The sequence below is a fragment of the Planococcus sp. 11815 genome (genome assembly GCF_051096385.1).
Lineage (GTDB): Bacteria > Bacillota > Bacilli > Bacillales_A > Planococcaceae > Planococcus > Planococcus citreus.
On sequence record NZ_CP096991.1, the window covers coordinates 1852485 to 1878750 of the forward strand.

Below are 26266 nucleotides of genomic sequence, written 5' to 3' on the forward strand. Positions count from 1 at the left end.
TCACCTGCTAATTCCGTTCCTCCAGCCAGTTGTAGAATTGCACTTTTTTCGCGGTGCTTTCCTGCGGCTGGATGCGGATGTTTTTTTCCCTAAACGAATTTGCATGCCGCGTTACTTGGCTAGACGTCCGGATATTCTTTTTCTTCCATTCGAACAGGATGCGGTCAACATAGCGCAAACTGATTTTCTGCGCGATGACAGCTTCTTTCAATGCCATGCGGATAACTTCCGGTGTATGGCCGTCCTGGTCCATCCACATGGAAATCGTCTCGATCTCCATCGGCGATAGAAAACGTCCGAATTCTTGTTCAAACAGCTGGAAGATCTCGCCTTCCTGTTCTTTTTGCGTATGCTCTTTTTCGGTCTGCGCTTGAACTTCCAGGCAATCTACGAGTTTGTCCCATAAGGGCTGGAGCGAAATGGTCTCCGTCAGCATGCCGTCAGCCGTTTCTTGGCTAATCGATAAATAGCCTTGCTGCATCAATTTCTGCAGCATTGTCGTTACGCTGTTCTGGCTTGCAGACATCCTTGAGGCAATTTCATCCGGTGTCGGAAACACGTTCCCTGCCTGTTGGAAAGAGTGGATTTGCAATAGCATGATCGCTTCCTCGTCACTGATTTTCAAGCGCCGGTAAAACTGAAAAAAAAGCTGGGAAATGGTCACATTTCCCTGCTCAATCCATTGCTGCAATCGGTCAGACTGTTTCATATCCCAACCACCTTTCTGTATGCAAATTTCTAGCTGTCTAAATCTATTAGGATATTTCAACTTGTCGAGAAATTTAAGAAGTTGATTTTCCGAAGCTTATCGCTCGCTTTCCGCGGGCGGGAATCGAGCCTCCTCGTCACTAAAAACGTTGCTCAACTCTCACTGCGTTCGAGCATCGCAAAGGAATGTGCTCAGCGATGCTTCGCTCATTCATTGCCTGCGGGGTCTCTCAAACCCGTCCCTTCGCTGCTCCCGCAGGAGTCGAGCGAACACTTCTCCAAATACTTAGAGAGAACATTGATTTTTGATTGTAGAAAAAGTGATTCCCTTTTTGATCTACAGCAAATTATAGACTTCTTTAACACTCTGATTTTTCATCCACCGCGGCAGAAATCCTGTTGAAGGGATTTGCCGGGCAGCTTCTTATTGTCTTGTTTAACTTTTTTAAGGGTATAGACGGTTCAACAAACGCGGGAATGGAATCGATTCGCGGACATGTTCTGCCCCGCTGATCCAAGCGACTGTGCGTTCAAGGCCCAAACCGAATCCTGAATGCGGTACAGCTCCGTATTTGCTAAGATCCAAATACCATTCATACGCAGCTTCGTCCAGGTTGTGCTCTTGGATGCGCTGTTTCATCAACTCGTAATCGTGGATGCGTTCAGATCCGCCGATGATTTCACCGTAGCCTTCAGGTGCGATCATGTCAGCGCACAGCACGACATCGTCGCGGTCTGGATGCGGCTGCATATAGAACGGTTTGATGCCGATCGGGTAATGCGTGATGAAGATCGGCATATCGTAGCTTTCAGCCAAAGCAGTCTCGTGAGGGGCACCGAAATCTTCCCCCCATTTGATGTCGTCAAACCCGTTATCATTCAACCATTTGATGGCTTCATCATATGTGACGCGCGGGAACGGTGCTTGGATTTTCTCCAATTTCGTTGTATCGCGGCCAAGACGCTCGAGTTCCAGCTTACAATTCTTCAAGACGGATTGCACGATATGCGCCACGTACTGCTCTTGCACTTCCAAGCTCTCTGCATGTTCCACAAAGGCCATTTCCGGTTCGATCATCCAGAATTCGATCAAGTGGCGGCGGGTTTTCGATTTTTCGGCACGGAAAGTCGGGCCGAAAGAGAACACTTTACCTAATGCCATCGCAGCCGCTTCCATATAAAGCTGGCCGGATTGTGACAGATACGCATCTTCATCGAAGTATTTCGTCGCAAATAGTTCCGATGTGCCTTCCGGCGACGATCCCGTCAAAATCGGCGGGTCCACTTTGACGAATCCGTTGTCATTGAAGAATTCGTAAGTGGCACGGATGATTTCGTTGCGGATTTTCATGATGGCGTGCTGTTTTCTTGAACGCAGCCATAGGTGGCGGTTGTCCATCAGGAATTCAGTGCCGTGTTCTTTTGGGGTGATTGGGAAATCTTTTGCTTCCTGGATCACTTCGATCTCTGAAATGGCCAACTCGTAGCCAAACGCAGAACGCTCGTCTTCTTTCACTTCACCAGTCACATACAATGAAGTTTCTTGCGTCAATGCTTTTGCTTTGGCAAAGATTTCTTCGCCTACTTCTGCTTTAACGACGACACCTTGCACGAAGCCGGAACCGTCGCGCAATTGAAGAAAGGCGATTTTGCCGCTTGAACGTTTATTGGCGATCCATGCGCCAAGCTTGATAGTTTGTCCGTTATATTTTGCCATTTCGGCGATAGTGATTTTTTTCATCTGTCAAATAGCCTCCAAATGTATAGTGCTTATTCTTGCCAATGCTTATGAACAAATTGGCTGATGCGTTCGACTGCTTGTTCCAATAACTCGAGTGATGTGGCATAGGACAAACGGATCGTCGAATGCGCGCCAAATCCAGATCCCGGAATCACTGCCACGTTTGCTTCTTCGAGCAATGCTTTCGCAAAATCATCCACTGAAGAAAAGCCGGTTTTCGCTGCAGCTTCTGAAACATCCGGCAATAAATAGAATGCCCCTTGAGGACGCAAAACGGTGAATCCTGGAATTTCTTCCAGTTTCGGGAAAATAGCTTCCAGACGGCTTTCAAATGCCTGGCGCATTTCTTCCACGGCATCTTGCGGGCCATTATACGCTTCGATGGCCGCGTATTGGGATGTGGTCGTCGGGTTTGAAGTCGAATGGCTCGCAAGATCGGTCATTGCTTTGATCAATTCCTTAACACCGGCTGCATAGCCGATGCGCCATCCGGTCATCGAATGCGATTTCGACACGCCATTGATGATGACCGTGCGGTTTTTAGCATCTTCTGACAGCTCTGCTACGGAAATATGGGTGGCATCACCGTAAATCAATTTCTCGTAGATTTCATCGGAAACGATGAGAATATCCGCTTCGCGGCATACTTCAGCGAGTGCTTCAAGCTCTTCTTTCGAGTACAGCATGCCTGTTGGATTGCTTGGCGAGTTGATGATGACGGCTTTTGTGCGGTCTGTAATCGCTTCGCGCAATTGTTGGGGAGTGATTTTATATGATTGACCGGCTGTCGCTTCTATGTAAACCGGTACCCCTCCAGCCAATTTCACTTGTTCCGGATAGCTGACCCAGTAAGGGATCGGGATAATGACTTCATCGCCTTCGTTCAACAATACTTGGAATAGCGTATAAAGTACATGTTTTGCCCCGACGCCGACCAGGATTTCATTTTTTTCGTAGCTTAGACCCTGGTCGCGCTGCAATTTGTCCTGGATCGCTTGTTTTAGCGCCGGCAACCCGCCCGCAGGCGTATACTTCGTCTTGCCTTCTTCCATGGAGCGCTCGGCTGCATCGAGAATGTTTTGAGGCGTATTATAATCCGGTTCTCCTGCCCCAAGCCCGATGACGTCAACGCCTTGCGCTTTTAGTTCATTCGCTTTTGCCGTAATCGCCAATGTCGTGGATGGCGTTAAGGTCTGTACGCGGTTTGCTAATTTCAACAAATTGATCAACCCTTTCACAAATTCAATATGCGTTTCCACCAAGTGCCGTCTTCCGCCAAGAGATAGACGTAGTTCAAGCGCCCAGCTTCATTCAAAAAGGCGATTTCCCATACAGCCCCGGCCTCTTCCATGCCAAGCTTTGTATGGAGGATTTCCTCGACTTCCATATCTTCTTGAACGATTTCGCGCGCTTGTTGAGCGGTCAGTTGGTCTTCAAGCATCAATGCTTCCATGTCCCCTTCTTCAGGGACGAAGGCGGCTTTTATCTGTCCTTCCCCGTCCGTTCCAAGAACCGTCACGGATTGGGTCGAGCTGGAATAGACGTATGCCCGCTCCACTTCATCGAGCAGCCCTTCCGCCTCCACTTTTTCTACGGCTGCTTGTTCCGCTTCCGAGAACGGTTTATTGCCGAGGAATAAAATGACCAGCACAATAGCTACAGCCAAAAAAGACAGAAAAACGATGATGAATTTCATCCATTCTTTCATATAATCACCTAGGTTTTATAAATTGTGAAAACCGCTTTTGACTGATCGTCTTTATCGAGCGCCAGTCCAAACATCAAATCACGGTCTTTCAATGTCCGGTTCAATGCATCGACCACTTTGTACAGGTCGGATTGATACTCGACTTGCACAGTATTTAATACTTCGATCTTGGATTCCATTGTTCGGCACTTCCTTTCGATTGAAGGAACCGTTCTTCCCTCTTTATCCTTGCTTATTATACCAATGTTCAATATCGGTTACCATCTTTTCCAAAGACACTTTGGCGACCGGCACGTCCGGCAAGGCATGAAGGAATTCCTCGCCGTATGATTTCGTTTCAATGCGGCGGTCCAGCACGATAAACAAGCCCTTGTCCTTTTTCGAGCGGATCAGCCGCCCGAACCCTTGGCGCAAACGCAGCACAGCTTCTGGCAAGGCATAATGCATAAATGGATTAATGCCTTCTTTCGAGATGATCCGTGATTTCGCTTTAAAAACAGGCTCTTCGGGCGAGGTGAAAGGCAGCCTCACAACGACGACGGCGCGCAACGCATCACCAGGCACATCGACACCTTCCCAAAAACTATTCGTCCCGAACAACACCGATTTCTGGAATCGCTGGAACGATTTCAATAATTTCATGCGGCTGCCTGAAGACATGCCTTGCGCAAACAGCATATAATCATCGAGCAGCTGGGAATCCTGGATCAAATCGACCGTTTTCCTCAGCATGTCCTGTGACGTGAACAACACAAAACAGCGCCCTTCGGTGACAAGCACCGTCTGGGTGACCGCGTCCGCCACGGATTCGATGTATTCCTGTTGGGACACTTGCTGGATGTCCGGCATGTCTTCAACGATATAGACTTTTGCGCCGCTGTAAAATTGATCGGCAGGTTCAAACTTTTCGATCGGCACCTGATTCGGTATGCCGAGCTGGTTGACGATAAAGCGTTCATTCGACGGAACGCTCATCGTGCCCGACAGCCAAATGACCGCTTTTTCGCCTCTCGCCTGGCCGATGACTTTATCGACAAGCGACGCGACTTCATAGGGGCGTTTGTACAGCGACAAGCTCGTCGGCATACTGCGCAAGTCGCCTTCAATCCAGGAAACTTCATCTTCTTTCGGGAACAGGAAAATCTCACTGAACTCCACCGATTTCAGCATCAACTCTTCAGTCCAATAACGGAAATCCGCGAGCACGAGCCGTTCATTCATCGTCAGTTCCGTGAAGCGTTCTGCTTTTTGCAGGATGGTCTGGGCGATGTCGATCCAACTATTCAAGAATCTCAGGAAATCCATGAAACTTTCCCGTTCGAAATCCAATTCATCCAATAAAGATGCACATTTCCGCGTGTGGCTATTATGGAATTTGTTCTGGAAAGCCTGCGCAAGATAGAGCGTCACTTCATCGAATAAACTCGTGTACTTCAAATACAAAGATTCCATTTGCAATAGCTCAGGTACCCTGGCAAAGCCGTGCGATTCAGCGACGCGGTAGAATTTTGAAAACAGCTGGTTTTCATCAAAGCTCCCCAACTGGCCGAATACATAGCGCCATTGCGTGTAGACGAAAGTTTTCTCTTTATGGGCAACTGCCGCCTGCACGACTTGATGCGCTTCATCCCATATATAGGCCTCAACGTTCTTCAATATTGCGCGCTTTTGGTTATGTGGATTCAATAGGAATGCGTGGTTGGTCACAATGACATCGGCATGTTCGGCTTCTGTCAGTGCGTGTTCGTAGAAATCGACGGTTTTTTCAAGCTTCGTCAATTTCCTCAAATGTGAACGGCGCACTTTGTCGACCAGCAACTGGCCGCCGCTTGACACGTTCAACTCATTTAAGTCGCCCGTCTTGGTCGAAGTCAGCCAGACCATGATCTGCATGATCGTGAACGTTTCATCATAAGACTCATCTTCCCCGTGAAGCAACTCGAAAAAGCGTCCCAAATCGATATAATGCGACAACCCTTTAATGAGCGCGACGTGGATGTTTGCGCCGAGAAACTCTTCTGCGAGCTTGACTTCCTTGGAGACGAGCTGGTCCTGCAGGTGGGTCGTATACGTACTGATGACCACTTGCTTGCCGGATTCCTTAGCATAAGCCGCTGCCGGCAACAAGTAGCCGAGTGTCTTGCCCATGCCTGTCGATGCTTCAATTACCAATTCACTTCGCTCATGGATTGCCCGCTCCACCGCTTGCATCATCGCGACTTGGCTCGGCCGCTGTTCGTATTCCGGCTTGACCATTTCCAGCCCTTTTCGCCAAGCGGACTGCTGCGGCGAATCGTCGGAGACTTGCGTGCGCTCCGCTTTCGGGACAATCGGAATGCCGCGGAAACGGCCATATCGATCGGCTTGGCCGTTGCGTTTTTGCTGCGTAATTTCAAACAGCAAGCGCGACAGGTCCGATTTTAATTGGAAAGAGCGCTTATGCAAAAGGACAAGCGTATCATAAGGAAGTTCAGCCAGTTCCTGTTTCGCCCGTAAAAATAGTTCAGCTGTCGCCAAGGCATCATCATCAGCGCGATGCGCATTGTTCAAGCGAATGCCTTGTTCTGCCGCAATGTCCTGTAATTTGTAACTGAAGGCCGTCGGATACACAAGGCGTGAAAGCTCCACAGTATCCATGGCCAGCCCCTGCCATTTCGGCATGCCGGCACGGCTCAGTTCCGCTTGCAAAAACGGTAAATCAAAATGGATATTATGGGCAATGAAAATAGCGCCTTCCAATTGCCTGTAGATTTCCTCGGCGTACGCTTCAAAAGGCTCTGCATTTTCCACGTCCCGCTCCGAAATATTGGTCAGATCCTGTATAAACGCCGGAATTTTCCGTTGCGGATTGATGAATTTCGTATATGTATCAACGATTTCTCCTTGTTCGATCGCCACCATCGCCAATTGGATGATCCGGTCACCTTTTGCAGGGGAATGGCCCGTTGTTTCGATATCGACAACGACATATTTTTGGGAATTCATGATAACCCCTCTTTCTCAGGTGATTCTCTCAGGAAAAATTGTAACATATTCGCCCGCTGTTCGCCGGCGGGAACACGCCAAAAAAAGAAACACTCCAAAAGGGGAAGCTTTTTCCTTTTGGAGTGTTCAAGGATCGATCCCTACATGACCGTCGCTTCCGGTTCGTAATGGATGATTTCTTTGATGGAATTGTCTGCGTCCATAATCGCCACAGTCGGTTTATGGCTGCGCGCATCTTTGTCCATGACATAGCCGTAAGACAAGATGATGACGATGTCCCCGCGCTGCACGAGACGCGCTGCTGCCCCGTTGACACAGATAACGCCGCTTCCGCGTTCCCCCGCAATGATATACGTCTCGAAGCGTGCGCCATTATTATTATTGACGATATGGACTTTCTCATTCGGCAGCATGCCGACTGCATCCAATAGATCCTGGTCAATCGTGATGCTGCCGACATAATTCAAATCGGCTTCAGTTACCGTTGCACGGTGAATTTTGGAATTGAGCATCATTCTAAGCATAGGTCAGTTCTCCTTTAAATTGAAAATAATATTGTCAATGAGGCGGGCTTTTTGGAATTGGACAGCGAGTGCGAGGATCGCTTGCCCGTTCGGCGCTTTGGTCAAGTCCGGGTAAGACAGCAGCTCGATGTAATCGATTTTGCCGGAAGTTTCCGACTGGATAAACCGGGTCATTTCCGGAATTGGATCTTTGCCGTCGCGAGCGGCGGTCACTCCCCGTTGCAAGGATTGATAAAGTTTTGGCGCTTCGGCGCGTTCTGTTTCACTCAGATAGACATTGCGCGAGCTTTTGGCAAGCCCGTCCTGTTCACGGACTGTTGCGATGCGGCGGATTTTCAGCGGGAAATCGAAATCCCGCACAAGCGACTCAATGATCGCCAATTGCTGCGCATCTTTCTGGCCAAAATAGGCCGTATCGGGTTGAACAAGATGGAATAATTTCGTCACCACTTTCAGCACACCATCAAAATGTCCCGGGCGGCTTTTTCCGCATAAGACATCCACAAGCGTTCCCGCTCCCATCGTGATTTGCGATTTGCGCGGGTACATCTCTTCTACACGCGGGGAGAATATCACATCGACGCTCGCTTGTTCAGCGAGCAGGCTGTCCCGTTCGAAATCGCGTGGATAGCGGTCAAAATCTTCATTCGGGCCGAATTGCGCCGGGTTGACGAAAATGCTCATGACGACCACGTCGTTTTCCGATTTCGCGGATTCAACAAGTGCCAGATGCCCTTCGTGCAAAAAGCCCATCGTCGGCACCAATCCAATCGACTGCCCGTTTTCTTTTGTGCTCAGTACCCAGTTTCTTAAGTCCTTCACCGTGTTTACGACTTGCATGTTTTCCTCTCCTTTTTAGGAGAAAACCATATAAAAAACCTTCTGTCAGAAGACAGAAGGACAGAAAATTCCAATTCGGTTTCCTCCGTCCCTGTCATGTAATGATCAAGGCAGAATCGTATTCAGTTATTGCTTGCTGTTGCGTGCCACGGTGCAGTTCGCATCGGATACTGCCCGTTATTTTCACTATAGCAGAATTTCTGGAAAATGCCTATATGCTTTACTTTAGCTCGATATCTGCGGAATAAATGCCATGAAGCTTGCCGTCTGCCGTACGCAGCTGCAAGACGCCGTCTTCTGTAATGCCTTCCGCGACACCTTCAAGGGTTTCACGCGACATGCGGGCGCGAATGGCTTTGCCGATTGTCGCGGAATGCCCTTCCCATAATATTTTTAACGGTGCAAATCCTTTTTCAATATAGAGCTCTGTATAGATTTCAAGAAAGTGCAGGATTTCCTGCACTAATTCCCTGCGGTTTATCGGCTGGCCAGACTCAAGGCGCAAAGAAGTGGCGATGTCCTGCACGGCAGCATCAAAATCTTCCCGTTCTTGATTGACGTTGACCCCGATGCCGATGATCAAAGCTTGGATGCCATCCGCATCCGATTGCAGCTCTGTCAGGATGCCTGTCGCTTTTTTCGTGCCGAACAGGATGTCGTTCGGCCATTTGATAGATGCTTCTAAACCCGTCACCGATTGAATCGCCCGGACGATCGCTACCGCAGCGACTAATGTAAACTGTGGCGCTTTATGGGGCGGGACGTCGGGACGCAAAATGATGCTCATCCAGATTCCTTGCCCCTTCGCCGAATCCCACTTTCTCATCAAGCGGCCTCTGCCTTCTGTCTGAAGCTCCGCAATAACCACCGTTCCATCCGGCGCCCCTTCTTGTGCCAGTTGGTGCGCAACGATCTGAGTCGATGCACATTGTTCCATATACTCGATGCGCTTGCCGATTTTTTTCGTCTTGAGATCGGCCTGGACAAGAAAAGCTTCCAGGCTGTCCGGGCTTTTTTGGATGCGGTAGCCTTTTTTGCGCACCGATTCGATTTCATAACCCATTTCCTCAAGTTCTTTCATATGCTTCCAAATCGCCGTTCTGGAAACCCCGAACTCGTCTGCTAATTGCTGGCCGGACACCGGTTCCGTTCCTGCTTCTAATAGCCGTGTCGCCAATTTATGTGTGACGGTGATATTCATCTATGAACCAGTCCTTTATCTGTTCTTTATCATTGGCCAAGCGGCGTTCGACCACTGCTTTTTCAATATGCAAGGTCCATTCTTTCAGCCATGGCCCCGCCTTTTTTCCAGTCCATTCCATCAAATCACGCCCATTGGCCGCAAGTTCTGATTTCGATTGGATTGGCAACGCCTGTTGCCGCTCTTTCACCGCTTGCGTTTTATGCGATGTGGCCTGTGCAATCGTCAATTGGCGTTCGGTGAAGCTATAATAAACCCAGTCGTCCCAAAGTGGCAGCCGGCTCGCTTCAAGTGCATGTTGAAGGTCTTTTTTGTCCTGGTTGGAGAAACGGTATTCACGTATTGCACTGAAAGGCTCGCCATTTTGATGCAATAGGTAAAACCAGCCCGACAATGGATCTTTGCTGGCTGTATATCCAGACCAATCCAGCTCGAATAATCCGCCTGAGGGCAAAAAACGGTTCAGCTGTGTTTCGATCAAATACACCATGCTGATGCGCGGAGCTGGAGAAACCATGACTTTGTCCAATTCCGCCTTGATGCGCTCCATGGCGACGGACTGTATCTTCTCTGCGTGTTCGATGATGGCTTGTTTGGTCGCGGACTCGATATGGAAATTCAACTGTCCAGAAAAGCGGATTGCCCGCAGCATGCGCAAAGCATCTTCTGCGAAACGCTCTTGTGGAACACCGACTGCACGGATGATGCCTGCACTTAGATCTTCCTTGCCGCCAAAAGGATCGATGATTTCCATTTGTTCAGTCATCGCCATTGAATTGATGGTAAAATCACGGCGTTTTAAATCTTCTTGCAACGAATTGACGAATTCCACTTTATCCGGTCTCCGATTATCCGAATAGCCGCTTTCTGTTCGAAATGTGGTGACTTCGGTTCCTTGGCCTTCGATGAGGATCATAACCGTCCCATGCTCGATTCCTGTATCGATCGACCGTTCGAATAGGGCTTTCACTTGTTCGGGTGACGCCGATGTCGCTACATCGATATCATGAGGCACGGATCCGCGCAAATAATCCCGCACCGCGCCGCCAACCATATAGGCTTCAAATCCCGCTTCTTTTAAACGCGCGATAATCTGCTTGGCCCGTTTCATTGCTTATCGGCCTTTTTCAGCAAGCGCGCGTATAGCGTTTCGTATTCGGCGAGGATTTTCTCTGAGCTGAAGCGTTTGGTCGCGGTTTCCAAAGCCGTCACCGACAATTTTTCATGGAGCATATCGTCGGTCAATATGCGGATTGCCGCGTCAGCCGCAGCATCAATATCGCCCAGTTCCACCAAAAAGCCGTTTTCGCCCGGTTCGATGATTTCCGGAATGCCTCCGATTTGCGTACCGATTGCCGGCACGCCGCAAGCCATTGCCTCAAGCAACACAAGGCCAAACGCCTCTTTTTCCGACATCAGCAATTTCACATCGCTCATGCTGTAAAGCTCGGATAGATTGTCTCGCTTGCCGAGGAACAAGACCTCCTGTTCAATATGGAGGTCTTTCACTTGCTGGTGGATGCGGCTCATTTCAGGGCCGTCGCCGACCAGCAATAATTTGGCGCCGACCGTCTTTTGCACTTTTGCAAAAGTGGAGACGACATCTTCCACGCGCTTCACTTTGCGGAAATTCGACACATGGATCAATACTTTTTCATGCGCTTCAATGCCTAGCTCTTCCTTCAACTTGGCTGAATCGTGCAGATGATATTCCCGTTCGTCGACAAAATTATGAACGGTTTCAATCTCTTTGTCCGGTGCGATCATCTCGTAGGTCTGCTGTTTCAATGAATCCGACACTGCCGTCACGATATCGGATTTCTCGATGCCGTAACGGATTGCATCTTTCAATGAGCTGTCTGTACCGAGGACTGTAATATCGGTGCCGTGCAAAGTCGTGACGATGCCGATATCGGACCCTGCCATATCGCGTCCCAATATCGCACAAACGGCATGAGGGATTGCGTAATGCACATGCAGAAGGTCAAGTTCTTCGTTTTTGATCACTTCCGCAATCTTCGTTGCCAGCGCGATGTCATACGGTGCATATTGAAACACTGAATAGCTGTTGACATCCACTTGGTGGCTGAATATATTCGCATACAGCCGGTTTAGCCGGAACGGCGTACTCGAGGTGATGAAATGGATTTCATGGCCTTTTTCAGCCAGCATTTTTCCCAGTTCCGTCGCCACTACGCCAGATCCGCCGACTGTCGGGTAACATGTAATTCCGATTTTCATTTTTCGCAAATTTTCTCCTCCTATTTCCGGCGGTCGCTGAGGAGCCGCCAATCGACCAAGCCATTTTCCAAACCTTTCAGGAGGACTTCGGCTGTTCCCATATTGGTCGCAAGCGGGATTTGGTATACATCACAAAGGCGGATTAAAGCCGTAACATCCGGCTCGTGCGGCTGGGCTGTCAGCGGATCGCGGAAAAAGATGATCATATCCATTTCATTCTGGGCAATCATCGCCCCGATCTGCTGGTCACCGCCAAGCGGCCCGGATTGAAAACGATGGACCGATAACCCTGTTCCTTCAACTAAACGGGAACCGGTCGTTCCTGTTGCGTACAATTGATGCTTCGCCAAGATAGGCTTATAAGCTAGTGCAAATTGTATCAAATCATCTTTTTTTCGATCGTGCGCAACCAATGCGATATTCATCCAATCGCCTCCATTATTTTAGCCTATGATATGTTCCAGGCCGTAAATTAATTCTTTGCGTTCTACCACTTCGCGAATCGACAAACTGACGCCTGACATGAATGAACCGCGATTGAACGAATCGTGGCGCAATGTCAAAAGCTGTCCTTCGCCGCCCAGCAGCACTTGCTGATGCGCCACTAACCCCGGCAGGCGGACGCTATGGATGCGCATACCTTCGTAGTCTGCGCCGCGAGCGCCTTGCAAAGTTTCCTTTTCATCCAGATGGCCTTGCTGATGTACTGGCCGCGTTTCACTCATCATATGCGCCGTCTTCATTGCGGTACCTGACGGGGCATCCAGTTTTTGGTCATGATGCATTTCGATGATTTCCACATCCGGCAAATATTTTGCCGCCTGTTCTGCAAATTTCATCATCAAGACTGCCCCCACCGCAAAATTAGGCGCGATGATGCAGCCAAGCTCTGAGGTTTTGGAAAGTTCTTTCAATTCTTCCAATTCCTCAGTGGAAAATCCTGTTGTCCCGACGACCGGGCGGATACCGAGCTGCAGCGCTTGTTTAGTATGCGCATAGACATGCTCGGGCGTCGTCAAATCGACGAGGACATCCGGTGCATGCTGGCCGTGAAGCTTTTCTAGATCGGTAAAGACCGGCACTTGAAAACTTTCAGGAAACAAGCCCGTCTCCGCCAACGTTGCACCGATGTCTTTATAATCCAGTGCTGCCACGAGTTCCATATCGGCATTTTCCATTACAGTATGTACAGCTTCTTTGCCCATTTTCCCGCGGGCTCCGGCAATCGCTACTTTTATCGTCATCATTGTTCTTCCTTTCTTGTCCAGCGGTCTTTATCACGGGTCCGGAATTTTTCCATGACCCCGTCGTGGGCTTCCTGCAAATCGATTTCCATAGAGTTGGCCATGCAGATCAAGACGAAGAGCACATCGCCCATTTCCTCTTCGATCAGCTTTTCGGCTTCTGACTCTTTTTTCTTTTTCGGCCCGTATACATGATTGACTTCGCGTGCCAATTCCCCGAGTTCTTCGGTCATTCGCGCAAGCATCTCCATCGGAGCAAAATACCCTTCTTTAAACTGCCCGATGTGGCGGTCCACTTCTTCCTGTAATTGCCTCATGCTTTTATCTGCGTTCACTGTCATCACACTCCCATTCAATCGTAAAGAAAACGGGGGGTGTTGTCAAAAACGGCAGCATGGCAGATAATACAGAAGTTAATGACAAAAAAGGGAGGCTGATTTTTTATGAAAGATCTTCAGTTGAAAAATATCTTTTTCATCCTTCTCGGCTCAGCTATCTATAGTTTCGGCTTTGTTCATTTTAATATCCAAAATGAGCTCGGTGAAGGCGGCTTCGCAGGGATCACGCTGATCCTGTATTTCCTTTGGAACTGGGATCCTGCATTGATGAACCTGTTATTGAACATTCCTTTATTCTTTATCGGCTGGAAATTGCTCGGGCGCAAGGTTTTTCTTTATACGATCATCGGCACGGTCGCCGTTTCCGTCTTCTTGAAAATCTTCCTTGTCTACGAAGTCCAAATTCCTTTGCGCGACGACTTATTCCTTGCCGCTTTGTTTGCGGGCGTCTTTGTCGGGATGGGGCTTGGCATCATTTTCCGCTACGGGGGAACGACGGGCGGTGTTGATATCATTGCAAGGCTCGTTCAGAAATACATCGGTTGGAGCATGGGCAAGACAATGTTTCTATTCGATGCATTGGTCATTATGCTGTCGTGGTTGACCTTCCTCGACTACCGTTCCATGATGTATACGCTCGTCGCAGTCTTCGTCGGCGCCCGCGTTATTGATTTCGTCCAAGAAGGGGCCTACTCCGGACGCGGCGCCTTGATCATCTCTAATTCCCAAGAGGAGATTGCAAGCCGCATCGCCATCGAAATGGACCGCGGCATTACCATCCTTCGCGGCTATGGCCATTTCACGAAAGAAGAGCGCGAAGTCCTTTACTGCGTCGTAGCGCGCAACGAACTCGTCAGATTGAAGAATATTGTCAATTCCGTCGATCCCCATGCATTCGTCTCGTTAATTGAGGTGCATGACGTCATGGGTGAAGGGTTTACGCTCGATGAACAAAAACAGCCTCTTTAATGCAATTATGCCAAATAAAAAACGGGCAGGAAAAGCAAATGCTTTTCCCGCCCGTTTCGTTTTATTATGAACGGTCCATGCTTGTGTAAATCAAGATCAGACGAGCAAGTTCGATCACTGCAACTGCAGTAGCTGCTACATAAGTCATCGCCGCTGCGTTCAATACTTTTTTCGCATGTCTCTCTTCATCGTTGCGGATGATGTTATGCGACAACAGCTGGTCCATCGCACGGTTCGAAGCGTTAAACTCTACCGGCAAAGTGACCAATTGGAACAACACACCTACCGCTAGAAGCGCGATACCGATCAACAAGGCGCCGCTCATCTGTGCGAACAAGCCGATCATGATGAACACCCAAGACATATTCGATGAAATATTGACCATTGGCACAAGGCGGTGGCGGAAGCGCAAGAACGAATAATCCGTCGCATCCTGGATCGCGTGCCCCACTTCGTGCGCTGCGACAGCAGTGCCGGCTACCGATGGCTCATGGTAGTTATGGCTGCTGAGCGCAACCGTTTTGGTCATCGGGTTGTAATGGTCGCTAAGCATGCCGCGGCTTTCGACGACTTTGACATTGTTCAAGCCATTTTGGTCGAGAATGATGCGAGCCACTTCGGCCCCTGTATGCCCGGAAGTCGACCGGACTTTGGAATATTTCTTATACGTGCTTTTCAATTTCATTTGAGCCCAAATCGGCACAATCAACAAGACGATAAAATAAATCAAATAGCCGCCCAATCCCATTTTATTGATCAACCTCTCTTTTTGTTTCTATACGTCTATTTTACTTGTTTTTCTGACTTTCGGTCAACTAATACGCCGCGGTTCTAGATGGCGGTTCTGTGACGCCGTGAACCAGGCAAACGCGATGCAGGCAATCGACAGCCAGAAAGTGAAATAGCCGATTTCTGCACTGAATTCGCTCAAGCTCGAATAGATCGGCATCTGCCCGAACACATAATCGATGACATCGTTATGTAAAGTCCAAATAGCGGTGAGTGCAACGGAAATATAGCCGAAGCGGTAATGCTCGAAATACAGCACCGCTTGAAGCGCCATGGCAAAATGGGAAGCGACAAGCATCCACCCCAGCCAGCCGATCGATCCGGTTTGAAGGAGCGTCAAAAGATTCATGACGACTGCCCATAAACCATATTTGATCAAGGTGACAAAAGCGAGCGCTTCAATCAGCGGGCTATGCTTGCCGATGATCCATAAGCCGAGCACTACCGTGAAAAACAGGCTGGCCGTTGGGCTATCCGGCACGAATATGAGAAATATCGGTTCGGTGATGCGCAATTGCCAGCCATACCAAATGTATCCGTAAATCGTGCCTCCTAGATTGACGAAGAACAGCAATATCAAAAACGGACGGAACATCAGCCATGCAGAGATTTTTGCTATGAATCCCACCATCCAATCGTCCTTTCCTGTGCAGAAAAAAAGAGCCGGTTTCCCGGCTCTTTTTCTGTAAGTTTATTCAGCTTCAAGCCCGGAGATAAACTCTGTCATGACTTGAAGGTCTTCATCTGATCCATCCCATGATGGCGGCATCAATTGAGTGCCTCCATCTTCGATACCATTTACAGCGATTTCAGCGATTTCTTCAGGTGACAAGCCGGTTCCGATCAAGCTCGGCCCGACTGCCCCTTCCAAGTTGTCGCCGTGGCAGCTGATACATGCAGAAGCAGAGTAGATTTCATATCCAGGGTCCGCTGTATCGATTTCAACTTCTTCCGTGATTTCCCCTTGGCGAGCCGCTGCTTCCCAGTCATGGTTGGCTACGGATTCCCAAGTCAAGAAGACGATGGATGCGACCGCCAAAAGCATAAAGCCTGTCGGCAATGGGCGTTTTGACGGACGGCGTTCCGGTCCACGGTCAAGGAACGGAGCAAGCATCAAGGCACCGAACGCAAGGCCCGGCATGATGATTGCGCCGACGATGTTGAATGGGCCGGACGCGAATTCATATTTCAATAATTGATATAAGAACAAGAAATACCAGTCTGGCAATGGAATATATGCCGTGTCTGTCGGATCAGCCTGGCCTTCAAGAGGCGAAGGGTGGGCGACAGTCAAGAGCAAATAGCCAATTAGGAAGACAGAACCGATCATCCATTCTTTCAAAAGGAAGTTCGGCCAGAAGGCTTCTGTTTTGCCAGGATATTCGGAGTAATCTTTCGGGATATTCGGTTTCCGAAACTCCTTGCTCGGAACACGTGAATCCCCTACAAATTTCATCCCTTTTCCGCGGTGCATAGTGTCCCCTCCTTAAAATCCTTGGTCAAGGATGAATTACAATGGTCCTGAAATACCTTGTCTTCTAATCATGATAAAGTGTGCTGCGAGCAACCCAAGCAAAGCAGCAGGCAAGAAGAAGACGTGGATCGCGAAGAAGCGTGTCAAAGTTTGTGCGCCGAGAATCGTTGAATCCCCTGCAAGCAAAATTTTGATCGTTTCGCCGATCACCGGTACAGAAGCTGCAATTTCAATCCCAACTTTTGTTGCGAACAATGCTTTCATATCCCATGGAAGCAAGTAACCTGTGAAAGATAGGCCGAGGATTACGCCAAATAGCATAACGCCGACTACCCAGTTGAGCTCACGAGGTTTCTTATAAGACCCTGTGAAGAATACGCGCAGTGTATGAAGGAAAATCATAACTACTACTAAAGAAGCTCCCCAGTGGTGCATCCCACGCACGATTTCCCCAAAAGCGACTTCATTCTGGAGATAATAAACCGACTGCCAAGCATTTTCAATATCTGGCACGTAATACATGGTAAGGAACATGCCAGACAGGATCTGGATGACTGTGATAAAGAACGTCAGTCCTCCGAAACAATAGACAAATGCTGAAAAGTGGTGTGCGGGGTTAACGTGTTCCGGTACTTCATGGTCTGCAATATCGCGCCAGATCGGCGTGATGTCCAATCGCTCGTCTACCCAATCATATAACTTGTTTAGCACTGGTGTCGTACCCCCTAACTATTAAACTAAAGTATTTGGTTTTACTTGTCCGATGGCTACAAAACCATCCTGCTCTTGAACGTCGTACTCATCAAGAGGTCCGAGCGGTGGCGTACCTGGAATGTTCTGGCCGTTTTTCTCATAGCGTCCAGCGTGGCACGGGCAGAAGAACTGTGTTGGCTGTTCTGGGTCCCCGCCCCAGTTGACTGTGCATCCCAAGTGTTTGCAGACAGGTGAGAGTGCGATTAATTTATCGCCTTCTTTGTAAACCCATGCAGAATTCGTGACTTCAGATGTATACCATGCGTCCACTTGTTCAAATGTAAAGTCGACACGTACAGGTTCTTCTGTGATATCGGCAACAGCCTGGTCAGTCAAAACATAATCTCCAGCGTCTTTTTGCTGCAACACCGGATCGACTGCAAAACGCACCATCGGCATTAACATTCCAGCTGCCATGAAACCACCTACACCAGTCAGTGTGTAACCTAAAAATTGGCGTCGTGATACACGATTATTACTCATTCTTTTCCCCCCTCTAACAGTCAAGGTCAGTCCAATGGACATACTCATTCAAATATAATTACTAGGACAACCTAATGATATATCAATCAAAACTTAAGGTCAATATCGCATTCAGTCTAATGGAACAGTTTGTGAACATTTCATGAATGATGTGTCCATTCTTTGGTAAACAGCGGCAGCACTTGGCGCAGCTGGTCTTCCATGACCGATTTTTTGAAGGATTGGTCCATATCCCCCGTTGGAATGGCCGGCAGCCAGAGAACATTGTCAAGTTCTTCGACAGAACGCCATTTCGGATCAGTCGTCAGGTAAAAAATGTGCTTGAATCCCGTTTCCGACAGCTCTTTTTTCAATTGTTCGCCCAGCTCTGTTCGGTCTGCCGCCCGGACATAAGAAATAGGCGGAAGCAAAAGAATCCGCCCTTTGAATTGTTTTTCCAGTATAACAGTTAGAGATTGCAAATATTCGGACGCACCTGCACTCGCCTTCATGCCCGAAGCAGTCAAGTCCAATTCGATCAGCGGCACGACCGCCGTATCGACATAATCTTTTTGGCTTACGTATAAATCGATATCTTTGCTGTTGAAATGCATGTATTCAGTCACTCTCCATTTTTTTGGCCGATTTCACTATAGACAGCAAGGCAGACAGTTCAAAGAACCGCTCTTTATCTCCTGCATCCAGTGCTTCGTCAATTTTTTTAAGGATCGTTTCTTCCTGGTAAGACGACAAACTCTCGTTTAATACCTTTTCTGCTATCAAGCGGTCCTGTTCGCTGACCGATGCCCCTTTTGGCATATGTGGATTCTCTTCCAACACCGCCAAGTAAAGCGGCGCAGGCGGAATGCTCGGGAAATTCAATTGCACATACAAAGGTTCATCGGGATGGAGCCTGAGATCGTGGAAAGACTTTTCAGCATCAGCGGTCATCAGCTTGCCTTTATAGAATTGGAACGGGATTTGTTTGGATTCAGTCGTCGACATGACCATGGCACGGGGACAATAATGCGCTTCTTCCACAAAATGCGTTTTCTCCAGCAATTCATCATTGCTCAACAAGTAGTTGAGGATCCAAATGCATTCACGCCTTTTCATCTTATAAGACCCGAGGAACCAGCGGACAAATTGTTTTTTCTCCCCTACAGAAACAGATGCAGTCATATCGTCTCCCCCTTTCATTCAAACGATTGCAGCCAATCGAACCACTGCGGGTTTTCCGGCTCCAGCGCTTGAAGCTGTTTGATTATTTCGAGAGCGCGGTCGCGTTTCCCTTCCTCTACCAAAAATAAGGCGTAGGATTCGAGGAATTCGGGGTCGTCGGAAAATGCCGGATAAGCTTTTTCATAATACTCCAGAGCTTTGCCGAATTGTTCGGTCCGGTCGTACGCTTTAGCAATCATTGGATACAGCGCATGCCAGTCATTGCCGCTTTCCACAGCCATAGAAGCGAGCTCGAGCAGCTCCTCGTCCCGTTCTTCTGTATGGAAATAAGAGATTAATGCATATAAAGCCTCCATGTATTCGGGATCGAGCGCGATTGCCTGGCGCAGCATTTCGACTCCTTCTTCCCCTTTGCCGAGTTTCAGTGCAAGCTTCCCTGCAAACAAATACAATTCCTTGTCAAACTCGTCACGCGCGAGCCCTTCTTTGATGGCATCGTAAGCACGTTTGTAATCTTCCATCATGTTGAAGCATTGCGCTTTCAATAAATAAGCAGAGAAGTAATCGGGGTCGGCACCTAGAAGTTCATCGAGCCGCTTGACCGACAATTCATATTGTTTCGCCTGGAAAGCGGCAAATGCAGCGCCGAATAATACGTCAGGCTGGGCTTCGTCTTCCAAAGCGCGCTCATAATAAGGTAAAGCTTCCTCGTAAGCCGCACCTGCGCTATAGACTTCAGCCAAGCGTTCGTTCAGGTTAACGCCATCGATTTTGACATTGCGGCTTTCCAGTTCTTGATAGATGCGTGCAGACTCAAGGTAGCGCCCCGAGTCAAGCAAAAGTTCCGCTTTTGCCTGCTGCAGCAGCGGTTCGTCGGGCATCAGGCCGATCGCTTCGTCCAGCCGCAGTTCCGCTGCCTCAAGAAGCCCCTGCAGCTGAAACAGGTCCGCTAGCGTGACCAGTGCCTGAGGGTATAATTCATCGTCTTTCGGGATCGCCATCAACTCATTGAGCGCCTCGTCTTCACGGTCGGCATCAATCAGCAGTTTAGAACGGTCGACACGCAATTGCGCCTCTTCCGGAAACATATACTGAAGATGCTCCACCACGCGGAGCGCTTCTTCGATAAAACCGATTTCCTGCAGCCATTCCATAACTGCATATTGTTCATCGGGATTGCCTTTCAGCAAATATTGTTCGAGCATTGTATCGAGCGCAGCCGTATCTCCAGCCTGCACCGCTTCTTGGATCTTTTGTAAAGTTGCCATTTGCATCACCTATTCTTTGCCGTTATATAGTTATCGTACACGAAACCATCATGCTAGCATAATAAAAACTCCCCCGAAGGAGAGTTATTGTGTCAGCTTATCCAGATGTTCAAAAAAGTTCGGGTAAGAGATCGAAATACAGCCCGGATCGTCAATCGTTACTGGGCCGTCTGCGATAAGCGCAGCGACTGCGGCCATCATGCCGAGACGGTGATCGCCGTAGCTATTCATCGCTGCGCCAGTCAATGGAGTCGGCCCTTGTATGACCATTCCGTCTTCTGTCGCTTCGATATCGGCCCCGAGTTTTTTCAGCTCGGTGACGACCGCCTGTATGCGGTCGGTTTCTTTGACGCGCAATTCTTCCGCATCGCGGATGACCGTTTTGCCGTGAGCTTGCGTCGCCACAAGCGCAATCAATGGAATTTCATCGATCAACCTCGGAATGACATCGCCCCCGATGTCCGTGCCCCTCAAAGAAGTGCTGCGGACCGTCAAATCTGCAGCTTGTTCCCCTTCGGAAGTATGGCCGCTTGCTTGGATGTCAGCGCCCATGGCTTTGAACACATCAAGCAAGCCTGTACGCGTCGGGTTGACGCCGACGTTTTCTAATTGGATTTCACTGCCTTCAGCAATGAGTGCCGCCCCGATCATAAAAGCAGCGGAGGAGATATCGCCTGGCACCTGGACATGCGCAGCACGCAATTCCTGTCCGCCGCTCAATGAAATGACATCGCCATCGCGGGAGATGTCCGCTCCGAAATGCTTCAGCATAATCTCTGTATGGTCCCGTGACGGAACCGGTTCATGGACAGTCGTGGTACCTCGCGCCGATAATCCCGCAAGCAGCACCGCTGACTTCACCTGTGCGCTTGCAACAGGCATCGTATAGTCGATTGCCTGAAGAGCTGTCCCTTGAACGGCAATCGGCGTAAAATGGCCATTGGCGCGCCCGCGGATATCCGCTCCCATCAAACGCAACGGTTCAACGATGCGCTTCATCGGGCGGCGTGCGATGGATTCGTCCCCTGCCATGACCGAATGGAAATCAGTGCCCGCGAGCAAACCGAGCATCAAGCGCGTCGTCGTGCCTGAATTTCCGGTATCCAATACGACATCCGGCTCTTTCCAGGCTTTCCGGCCGCCGCTTGTCACTGTCACGTGTTCGCCGTCTATTTGGATATCGATTCCGAGCGAACGAAAACAGCTGATGGTGCTTAAGCAGTCGTCTCCCATCAGGAAACCTTCGATGGTCGTCGTTCCCTGTGCCAGTGCGCCGAACATGATGGCCCGGTGTGAGATAGACTTATCCCCGGGCACTTGAACACTGCCCGTTAGCGCAGGTTTTGCGTAGCAGATCGTTTTGGACATGAATTTCATTCCTTTCAGGAGATATACGTATCATAAGCGGTCCGTTCGGAAAAGACGCGTTGCGCACTTTCCCGGTCTTCCGCAGTCTGGAAACTAAGGACAAGAATCCCGAAGACATCTTCACGAGTCTCCAAAATCCTCAAATTGACGATGCTGATGCCGGCTTCCGCCAGATAGCCCGTCATTTCCGAGATGATCCCCGGCACGTCGGGGATATCGATATACAAATCAAATACGGAATACATGGCACCGTGCCCTGCAACCGGCAGTTCATCACGCGTTTCCTTCGCTTTCGCGAAAAAGCGGTGAATCGGTTCGGGCTCGTTCTTCTGCAAGATCTCGCGCAAATGCGTCATCTGGTCCATCCAGTGGTCCAGCTGTTCGACAATCATCTCATTGTTTTGCGTCGTGATGTCACGCCACATATCCGGGTTCGCCGAAGCGATTCGCGTCGTATCGCGGAAACCGCCCGCTGCGAGCTGCCGCGCGAACGGAAATTGCTCTTCACGGTCCAGTTGATGGACCAGAGCAGCTGCGATCAAATGGGGGAAATGGCTGACAATCGCCGTCATATGATCGTGTTCTTTCGCTTCGAGCACTTTGATCTTCGCTTTGGTGACCGACAATAGCCCAACCAGTTTCTCAACGTCTTCCTCAGCCGTCTCTTTGCCGGGCGTCAAGATATAGAAGGCATTTTCAAAGAGCACTTCTTTGGCGGCTTCGACACCGCTTTTATGGGAACCGGCCATCGGGTGGCCGCCGATAAAGGTATACTCCAACTTTTCTGCAGCTTCCATAATTTGGACTTTGGTGCTGCCAGTGTCTGTCAAAATGACATTTTCTTTTAAATCCCAGTATTTACTTCGTTCCATTAATTTGACAGTTGCTCCGACGGGCGTAGCAAAAACGATGACATCAGCCGCAGCCGCTGCCTGCTCGAGAGAAGGCGGCGAGCTTTGGATGATGCCCATTTTGAAAGCTTTTCTGGCAGTCAATGCGTCCGCATCATAGCCCGATACATGAACATCTTCATTGCGCTGCAATGCTTTTGCTAACGATCCGCCAATCAATCCGAGGCCGATAATGAGGACTTCTGTTTTCACGCTTGGCTCACCTGGCTTTTCTGGGATAGATCAGGACGCAATTTCACAGCATCATTCATGTAGATGTGCTGGATTTTATCCTGTGCAAGTTTCGTATTGACGTGCATCATCACGCGAATGCATAGCGGCATGCTGCCTGGTACATCCATTTCATGAGTACACATGACCGGCACATACGTCCAGCCTTCGATAGTGCGTACGGCCTTTGCAGGAAAAGCTGCAGAAATATCCGTCGTCGTCGATACGATGACCGAAGCCACTTCATCCGGTTCGATGCCGTTTTCTTTGGCCATTTCCAAGACCAGGCGACGCGTTTGCTCCAAAATTTCGGGCGCTTCATCTTTTGTGATGGTGATGGCGCCTCTGACTCCTCGAATCATCAGATCATCTCCTTGATCGTTTTTCTCAGCTTGTCGTAAGCCGCTTGTGCTCGTTGTTCTGGAACCGTTTCAATATATGGCCGGCCCACTGCGCCAAGCAATACGAAGTTCAGTGCAGCAGCGGTCGATTTTTTGTCTTTTTTCATATAAGGCAATAGTTCATCGAATGGCATATTAACAAATAGCTCGAGCGGATAACGGTTCACTTTCGCCCAATTCAAGAAACGCGGCAACTCGGGGCTTTCGGACAATTCAAGTGCATAGGCCATGCCAAGCACGACAGCTTCTCCATGGGTCAGTTTGCCATAACCCAAATGTGCTTCGATGGCATGGGCCAGCGTATGGCCGAAATTGAGGAACTTGCGGACACCGCCTTCAAACTCATCTTCTTCAACAATCGCCGATTTGACGGCGATCCCTTTTTCCAGATGCCCTTCGAGTTCCTGTCCGGGCATCGTGCTGAAATCTTGATACCCCATCAGTTCATCCAGCCAGCCTTCATTCGAAATGAATGCATGCTTGATTACTTCAGCCATCCCTGAACGAATTTCATTTTCAGGCAATGTCTGGAGAAAGTCGCCGTCGTAGATGACCGCACGCGGCTGATAGAAGGTGCCGATCATGTTCTTGCCGAGCGGATGGTTGATCGCGGTTTTGCCACCCACAGCGCTATCATGGGCCAAGATTGTTGTCGGCACTTGGATAAAAGGCACTCCGCGCATGAAAGTCGATGCGACAAAGCCAGCCAGATCCCCGACTGCGCCTCCCCCAAATGCGAGAATGACCGTATTTCGCGAGCAATTCTCCGAAAGCAAAAAGCTATGGCAATCCATAAAACTTTCGGCTGATTTCGCTCCTTCACCTGCTGGAACGCGGAAAACTTTCGGCTGAAAATCCTCCAGCGCCTCGAGCATCTGCGGCAAATGCAGTTCAGCCACTTGGCTATCTGCGATTACGACGACTTGGTCAGCTGCAGCGAGCAAATCACGATAGTGCTTTGCCAGCAGCTTGACCGCCCCTTGTCCGATATGCACCGTATATGGATGTTCAGTCTCGACCCGCAACTCCCTCATGGATTAAAACTCCTTTGTATAGGCTTTATAGCTTTCGATGTTCTCTTTCAGCCGCGGCAATTGGTCCGCGTCGAATTGTTCAAGCAATGCATTTGCCGCTTCAAAGGCGACGACGTGTTCTGCCACGATCGACGCTGCCGGAACCGCACAGCTGTCTGAGCGTTCGATGCTTGCCTGGAACGGCTCTTTTGTTTCGATGTCCACGCTCTTCAAAGGTTTATAGAGCGTTGGGATCGGCTTCATGACACCGCGGACGATGATCGGCATGCCCGTCGTCATCCCGCCTTCAAAGCCACCAAGGTTGTTCGTGCTGCGGGTATAGCCCGCTTCTTCATCCCAAATGATTTCATCATGGACTTCACTGCCCGGGCGGCGCGCCATTTCGAATCCAAGGCCGAACTCTACGCCCTTGAATGCGTTGATGCTCATGACGGAAGCTGCGATTTTCGCATCCAGTTTGCGGTCATAATGCACATAACTGCCAATTCCGGCTGGCATGCCTTCCACGATGACTTCTACAGTACCGCCGATCGAGTCGCCGTTTTTCTTCGTGGCATCGATCAAATCAGTCATTTCTTTTGTTTTTGATGAGTCTGCGCAATAAACGGCATCCTCTTCGACGATCGCACGGATCTCATCTGCGGATTTTCCTATGTAGCTTGCCGGGTCGACTTTAATGCCGCCAATTTCTGTCACGTGTGACACGATTTTGACGCCCAGTTCCGAGAGGAGCTGCTTGGCTACTGCGCCAACTGCTACGCGCACTGTCGTTTCCCGTGCAGAAGAACGTTCCAATACATTCCGGAGATCACGGTGCCCATACTTCATGCCGCCGTTCAGATCAGCATGCCCAGGGCGCGGGCGTGTTAATTGGCGTTTCACTTCATCGGTTTCTTCGATCGGTTCGATCCCCATGACATTCGTCCAATGCTTCCAGTCGTCGTTCTTGACGACAAGTGCGACAGGAGAGCCCAAAGTCTTCCCGTGGCGGACGCCTGAAACGATCTCTACCGTATCTGTCTCGATTTGCATACGGCGGCCGCGGCCATGGCCTCCCTGGCGCCGTTTCAACTCTTTATTGATCATTTCCGCCGTCAAAGGCAATTGCGCTGGCAACCCTTCAATAATGGCGGTCAATTGTGGACCGTGAGATTCTCCTGCTGTTAAGTAACGCATGTACGCTTTCTCCCTTCAACGTGCTAAAGTATTTAAGTAACACTATACCATATGGCATTTGTTCAATTCTATCCTAAATATGAAGAAAACTAAACATTCGAATAGCAATAAACCCCTGTCACCAAAAGTAATCGCTTTCATTTTTCTATTTATTTGTGCACTTTTTGTTTCTCCACTCGCTCCTTAAAATAAAAAAATGCGGCCGATTGCGCGGCCGCATTTTCAATAGTTGGATCAGTTGACCCAGCTGTTCATTGTTTTTTCGTAAGATACCAATTCTTCTTCTTTGAAGAACAAGCCGATTTCGCGCTCAGCGCTTTCAGCTGAATCGGAACCGTGGATCATGTTTTTGCCGACAGTGACTGCGAAGTCGCCGCGGATCGTTCCTGGAGCTGCATCTTTCGGGTTAGTAGCTCCCATCATTTGACGCGCAGTCAAGATGACGTTTTCGCCTTCCCAAACCATTGCGAAGACTGGTCCGGAAGTGATGAAGTCTACAAGTTCGCCGAAGAATGGGCGCTCTTTGTGCTCACCGTAATGCTGTTCAGCAAGCTCAGTCGGGATTTGCATCAATTTAGCGCCTGCCAAATGATAGCCTTTTTTCTCAAAACGGGAAACGATTTCACCGATGACATTGCGTTGGACACCATCAGGTTTTACCATCAAAAATGTTTTTTCCATTATAGAACACTCCTCTGTTAAAAAGCTCGGGCACATTGCCCACCTTAAAAAATACTAT

At 49.3% G+C, this 26266-nt stretch carries 29 protein-coding genes; 1 reads left to right on the plus strand and 28 read right to left on the minus strand.

Annotation, left to right across the window (positions count from 1 at the left end):
* Positions 1-7: 7 nt before the first annotated feature.
* The 14 genes from M1Q06_RS09450 to M1Q06_RS09515 all read right to left on the minus strand — a co-directional run bounded on the left by M1Q06_RS09450 (position 8) and on the right by M1Q06_RS09515 (position 13533).
* Positions 8-709: a DnaD domain protein gene (locus M1Q06_RS09450; protein ID WP_434399458.1), complete on the minus strand. Its 702-nt coding sequence runs from the start codon at positions 707-709 to the stop codon at positions 8-10.
* A 444-nt stretch (positions 710-1153) separates the two neighbouring features.
* The gene (gene asnS, locus M1Q06_RS09455) at positions 1154-2449 is read right to left on the minus strand and encodes an asparagine--tRNA ligase (protein ID WP_121297561.1); all 1296 of its coding nucleotides are present in this window, start codon (positions 2447-2449) and stop codon (positions 1154-1156) included.
* 29 nt (positions 2450-2478) lie between these two features.
* Positions 2479-3669, minus strand: a complete 1191-nt coding sequence (locus M1Q06_RS09460; RefSeq protein ID WP_434402860.1) for a pyridoxal phosphate-dependent aminotransferase — start codon at positions 3667-3669, stop codon at positions 2479-2481.
* Between the two features lie 14 nt (positions 3670-3683).
* Positions 3684-4157 carry a DUF5590 domain-containing protein gene (locus tag M1Q06_RS09465; protein WP_121297562.1) on the minus strand — a complete coding sequence of 158 codons (474 nt, stop codon included), beginning with the start codon at positions 4155-4157 and terminating at the stop codon, positions 3684-3686.
* A gap of 8 nt (positions 4158-4165) precedes the next feature.
* Positions 4166-4336 (minus strand): YpmA family protein, encoded by a 171-nt coding sequence (locus M1Q06_RS09470; protein WP_068869277.1) that lies wholly within the window; start codon positions 4334-4336, stop codon positions 4166-4168.
* A 43-nt stretch (positions 4337-4379) separates the two neighbouring features.
* Positions 4380-7142: an ATP-dependent DNA helicase DinG gene (gene dinG / locus M1Q06_RS09475; RefSeq protein WP_434399459.1), complete on the minus strand. Its 2763-nt coding sequence runs from the start codon at positions 7140-7142 to the stop codon at positions 4380-4382.
* A gap of 140 nt (positions 7143-7282) precedes the next feature.
* Positions 7283-7666: an aspartate 1-decarboxylase gene (gene panD, locus M1Q06_RS09480; RefSeq protein WP_058380581.1), complete on the minus strand. Its 384-nt coding sequence runs from the start codon at positions 7664-7666 to the stop codon at positions 7283-7285.
* Between the two features lie 3 nt (positions 7667-7669).
* The gene (gene panC, locus M1Q06_RS09485) at positions 7670-8506 is read right to left on the minus strand and encodes a pantoate--beta-alanine ligase (RefSeq protein WP_434399460.1); all 837 of its coding nucleotides are present in this window, start codon (positions 8504-8506) and stop codon (positions 7670-7672) included.
* Between the two features lie 220 nt (positions 8507-8726).
* The gene (locus M1Q06_RS09490; RefSeq protein ID WP_434399461.1) at positions 8727-9707 is read right to left on the minus strand and encodes a biotin--[acetyl-CoA-carboxylase] ligase; all 981 of its coding nucleotides are present in this window, start codon (positions 9705-9707) and stop codon (positions 8727-8729) included.
* The gene (locus M1Q06_RS09495; RefSeq protein ID WP_434399462.1) at positions 9685-10818 is read right to left on the minus strand and encodes a CCA tRNA nucleotidyltransferase; all 1134 of its coding nucleotides are present in this window, start codon (positions 10816-10818) and stop codon (positions 9685-9687) included. Before M1Q06_RS09495 ends, M1Q06_RS09490 begins: the two co-directional genes overlap by 23 nt.
* Positions 10815-11957, minus strand: coding sequence for an N-acetyl-alpha-D-glucosaminyl L-malate synthase BshA (bshA, locus tag M1Q06_RS09500; RefSeq protein WP_241663032.1), 1143 nt, complete (start codon positions 11955-11957; stop codon positions 10815-10817). Before bshA ends, M1Q06_RS09495 begins: the two co-directional genes overlap by 4 nt.
* A gap of 11 nt (positions 11958-11968) precedes the next feature.
* On the minus strand, positions 11969-12373 hold the full coding sequence (gene mgsA / locus M1Q06_RS09505; protein WP_058380577.1) for a methylglyoxal synthase: 405 nt from the start codon (positions 12371-12373) through the stop codon (positions 11969-11971).
* Positions 12374-12391: 18 nt separating this feature from the next.
* On the minus strand, positions 12392-13192 hold the full coding sequence (gene dapB, locus M1Q06_RS09510; protein ID WP_434399463.1) for a 4-hydroxy-tetrahydrodipicolinate reductase: 801 nt from the start codon (positions 13190-13192) through the stop codon (positions 12392-12394).
* The gene (locus M1Q06_RS09515; protein WP_121297568.1) at positions 13192-13533 is read right to left on the minus strand and encodes a nucleotide pyrophosphohydrolase; all 342 of its coding nucleotides are present in this window, start codon (positions 13531-13533) and stop codon (positions 13192-13194) included. The genes dapB and M1Q06_RS09515 overlap by 1 nt, the downstream gene beginning before the upstream one ends.
* Positions 13534-13635: 102 nt before the next feature.
* Between M1Q06_RS09515 and M1Q06_RS09520 the strand changes: the two genes are divergently transcribed.
* Positions 13636-14499: a YitT family protein gene (locus tag M1Q06_RS09520; RefSeq protein WP_121297569.1), complete on the plus strand. Its 864-nt coding sequence runs from the start codon at positions 13636-13638 to the stop codon at positions 14497-14499.
* Positions 14500-14563: 64 nt separating this feature from the next.
* Here the strand turns inward: M1Q06_RS09520 and M1Q06_RS09525 are convergent, their stop codons facing one another.
* From M1Q06_RS09525 to ndk, 14 genes are all read right to left on the minus strand, one after another.
* Positions 14564-15247, minus strand: coding sequence for a zinc metallopeptidase (locus tag M1Q06_RS09525; protein ID WP_101190445.1), 684 nt, complete (start codon positions 15245-15247; stop codon positions 14564-14566).
* Between the two features lie 63 nt (positions 15248-15310).
* Complete coding sequence (locus M1Q06_RS09530; RefSeq protein ID WP_101190446.1) at positions 15311-15919, minus strand: DUF1405 domain-containing protein; 609 nt, start codon at positions 15917-15919, stop codon at positions 15311-15313.
* A gap of 60 nt (positions 15920-15979) precedes the next feature.
* Positions 15980-16762: a c-type cytochrome gene (locus M1Q06_RS09535; protein ID WP_434399464.1), complete on the minus strand. Its 783-nt coding sequence runs from the start codon at positions 16760-16762 to the stop codon at positions 15980-15982.
* 36 nt (positions 16763-16798) lie between these two features.
* A complete protein-coding gene (qcrB, locus tag M1Q06_RS09540) occupies positions 16799-17473 on the minus strand; it encodes a menaquinol-cytochrome c reductase cytochrome b subunit (RefSeq protein ID WP_058380570.1) in 675 nt (224 codons plus the stop codon).
* A gap of 21 nt (positions 17474-17494) precedes the next feature.
* Entirely contained in the window at positions 17495-17998 is a 504-nt protein-coding gene (locus M1Q06_RS09545; protein ID WP_274623472.1) for a ubiquinol-cytochrome c reductase iron-sulfur subunit, read from the minus strand.
* A gap of 140 nt (positions 17999-18138) precedes the next feature.
* The gene (locus tag M1Q06_RS09550) at positions 18139-18603 is read right to left on the minus strand and encodes a YpiF family protein (RefSeq protein WP_241663033.1); all 465 of its coding nucleotides are present in this window, start codon (positions 18601-18603) and stop codon (positions 18139-18141) included.
* Positions 18596-19159 carry a ReoY family proteolytic degradation factor gene (locus M1Q06_RS09555; protein WP_434399465.1) on the minus strand — a complete coding sequence of 188 codons (564 nt, stop codon included), beginning with the start codon at positions 19157-19159 and terminating at the stop codon, positions 18596-18598. Before M1Q06_RS09555 ends, M1Q06_RS09550 begins: the two co-directional genes overlap by 8 nt.
* Before the next feature lie 14 nt (positions 19160-19173).
* Positions 19174-20427 carry a tetratricopeptide repeat protein gene (locus tag M1Q06_RS09560; protein ID WP_434399466.1) on the minus strand — a complete coding sequence of 418 codons (1254 nt, stop codon included), beginning with the start codon at positions 20425-20427 and terminating at the stop codon, positions 19174-19176.
* Positions 20428-20511: 84 nt separating this feature from the next.
* Positions 20512-21795: a 3-phosphoshikimate 1-carboxyvinyltransferase gene (gene aroA / locus M1Q06_RS09565; protein ID WP_434399467.1), complete on the minus strand. Its 1284-nt coding sequence runs from the start codon at positions 21793-21795 to the stop codon at positions 20512-20514.
* A gap of 14 nt (positions 21796-21809) precedes the next feature.
* Positions 21810-22898 (minus strand): prephenate dehydrogenase, encoded by a 1089-nt coding sequence (locus tag M1Q06_RS09570; protein WP_434399468.1) that lies wholly within the window; start codon positions 22896-22898, stop codon positions 21810-21812.
* Entirely contained in the window at positions 22895-23278 is a 384-nt protein-coding gene (aroH, locus tag M1Q06_RS09575; protein WP_068869297.1) for a chorismate mutase, read from the minus strand. Before aroH ends, M1Q06_RS09570 begins: the two co-directional genes overlap by 4 nt.
* On the minus strand, positions 23278-24351 hold the full coding sequence (aroB, locus tag M1Q06_RS09580) for a 3-dehydroquinate synthase (protein ID WP_434399469.1): 1074 nt from the start codon (positions 24349-24351) through the stop codon (positions 23278-23280). The genes aroH and aroB overlap by 1 nt, the downstream gene beginning before the upstream one ends.
* A gap of 3 nt (positions 24352-24354) precedes the next feature.
* Positions 24355-25527: a chorismate synthase gene (gene aroC / locus M1Q06_RS09585; RefSeq protein ID WP_434399470.1), complete on the minus strand. Its 1173-nt coding sequence runs from the start codon at positions 25525-25527 to the stop codon at positions 24355-24357.
* Positions 25528-25761: 234 nt separating this feature from the next.
* Positions 25762-26208: a nucleoside-diphosphate kinase gene (ndk, locus tag M1Q06_RS09590; RefSeq protein ID WP_058380561.1), complete on the minus strand. Its 447-nt coding sequence runs from the start codon at positions 26206-26208 to the stop codon at positions 25762-25764.
* Positions 26209-26266: the final 58 nt, after the last annotated feature.

Bases quoted from the DNA above. Each gene is read 5' to 3' on its own strand.
- M1Q06_RS09450 (WP_434399458.1), bottom strand. From the start codon at position 709: ATGAAACAGTCTGACCGATTGCAGCAATGGATTGAGCAGGGAAATGTG.
- asnS (WP_121297561.1), bottom strand. From the start codon at position 2,449: ATGAAAAAAATCACTATCGCCGAAATGGCAAAATATAACGGACAAACT.
- M1Q06_RS09465 (WP_121297562.1), bottom strand. From the start codon at position 4,157: ATGAAAGAATGGATGAAATTCATCATCGTTTTTCTGTCTTTTTTGGCT.
- M1Q06_RS09470 (WP_068869277.1), bottom strand. From the start codon at position 4,336: ATGGAATCCAAGATCGAAGTATTAAATACTGTGCAAGTCGAGTATCAA.
- dinG (WP_434399459.1), bottom strand. From the start codon at position 7,142: ATGAATTCCCAAAAATATGTCGTTGTCGATATCGAAACAACGGGCCAT.
- panD (WP_058380581.1), bottom strand. From the start codon at position 7,666: ATGCTTAGAATGATGCTCAATTCCAAAATTCACCGTGCAACGGTAACT.
- panC (WP_434399460.1), bottom strand. From the start codon at position 8,506: ATGCAAGTCGTAAACACGGTGAAGGACTTAAGAAACTGGGTACTGAGC.
- M1Q06_RS09490 (WP_434399461.1), bottom strand. From the start codon at position 9,707: ATGAATATCACCGTCACACATAAATTGGCGACACGGCTATTAGAAGCA.
- M1Q06_RS09495 (WP_434399462.1), bottom strand. From the start codon at position 10,818: ATGAAACGGGCCAAGCAGATTATCGCGCGTTTAAAAGAAGCGGGATTT.
- mgsA (WP_058380577.1), bottom strand. From the start codon at position 12,373: ATGAATATCGCATTGGTTGCGCACGATCGAAAAAAAGATGATTTGATA.
- dapB (WP_434399463.1), bottom strand. From the start codon at position 13,192: ATGACGATAAAAGTAGCGATTGCCGGAGCCCGCGGGAAAATGGGCAAA.
- M1Q06_RS09515 (WP_121297568.1), bottom strand. From the start codon at position 13,533: ATGACAGTGAACGCAGATAAAAGCATGAGGCAATTACAGGAAGAAGTG.
- M1Q06_RS09520 (WP_121297569.1), top strand. From the start codon at position 13,636: ATGAAAGATCTTCAGTTGAAAAATATCTTTTTCATCCTTCTCGGCTCA.
- M1Q06_RS09525 (WP_101190445.1), bottom strand. From the start codon at position 15,247: ATGGGATTGGGCGGCTATTTGATTTATTTTATCGTCTTGTTGATTGTG.
- M1Q06_RS09530 (WP_101190446.1), bottom strand. From the start codon at position 15,919: ATGGTGGGATTCATAGCAAAAATCTCTGCATGGCTGATGTTCCGTCCG.
- M1Q06_RS09535 (WP_434399464.1), bottom strand. From the start codon at position 16,762: ATGCACCGCGGAAAAGGGATGAAATTTGTAGGGGATTCACGTGTTCCG.
- M1Q06_RS09545 (WP_274623472.1), bottom strand. From the start codon at position 17,998: ATGAGTAATAATCGTGTATCACGACGCCAATTTTTAGGTTACACACTG.
- M1Q06_RS09555 (WP_434399465.1), bottom strand. From the start codon at position 19,159: ATGACTGCATCTGTTTCTGTAGGGGAGAAAAAACAATTTGTCCGCTGG.
- M1Q06_RS09560 (WP_434399466.1), bottom strand. From the start codon at position 20,427: ATGGCAACTTTACAAAAGATCCAAGAAGCGGTGCAGGCTGGAGATACG.
- aroA (WP_434399467.1), bottom strand. From the start codon at position 21,795: ATGTCCAAAACGATCTGCTACGCAAAACCTGCGCTAACGGGCAGTGTT.
- aroH (WP_068869297.1), bottom strand. From the start codon at position 23,278: ATGATTCGAGGAGTCAGAGGCGCCATCACCATCACAAAAGATGAAGCG.
- aroB (WP_434399469.1), bottom strand. From the start codon at position 24,351: ATGAGGGAGTTGCGGGTCGAGACTGAACATCCATATACGGTGCATATC.
- aroC (WP_434399470.1), bottom strand. From the start codon at position 25,527: ATGCGTTACTTAACAGCAGGAGAATCTCACGGTCCACAATTGACCGCC.
- ndk (WP_058380561.1), bottom strand. From the start codon at position 26,208: ATGGAAAAAACATTTTTGATGGTAAAACCTGATGGTGTCCAACGCAAT.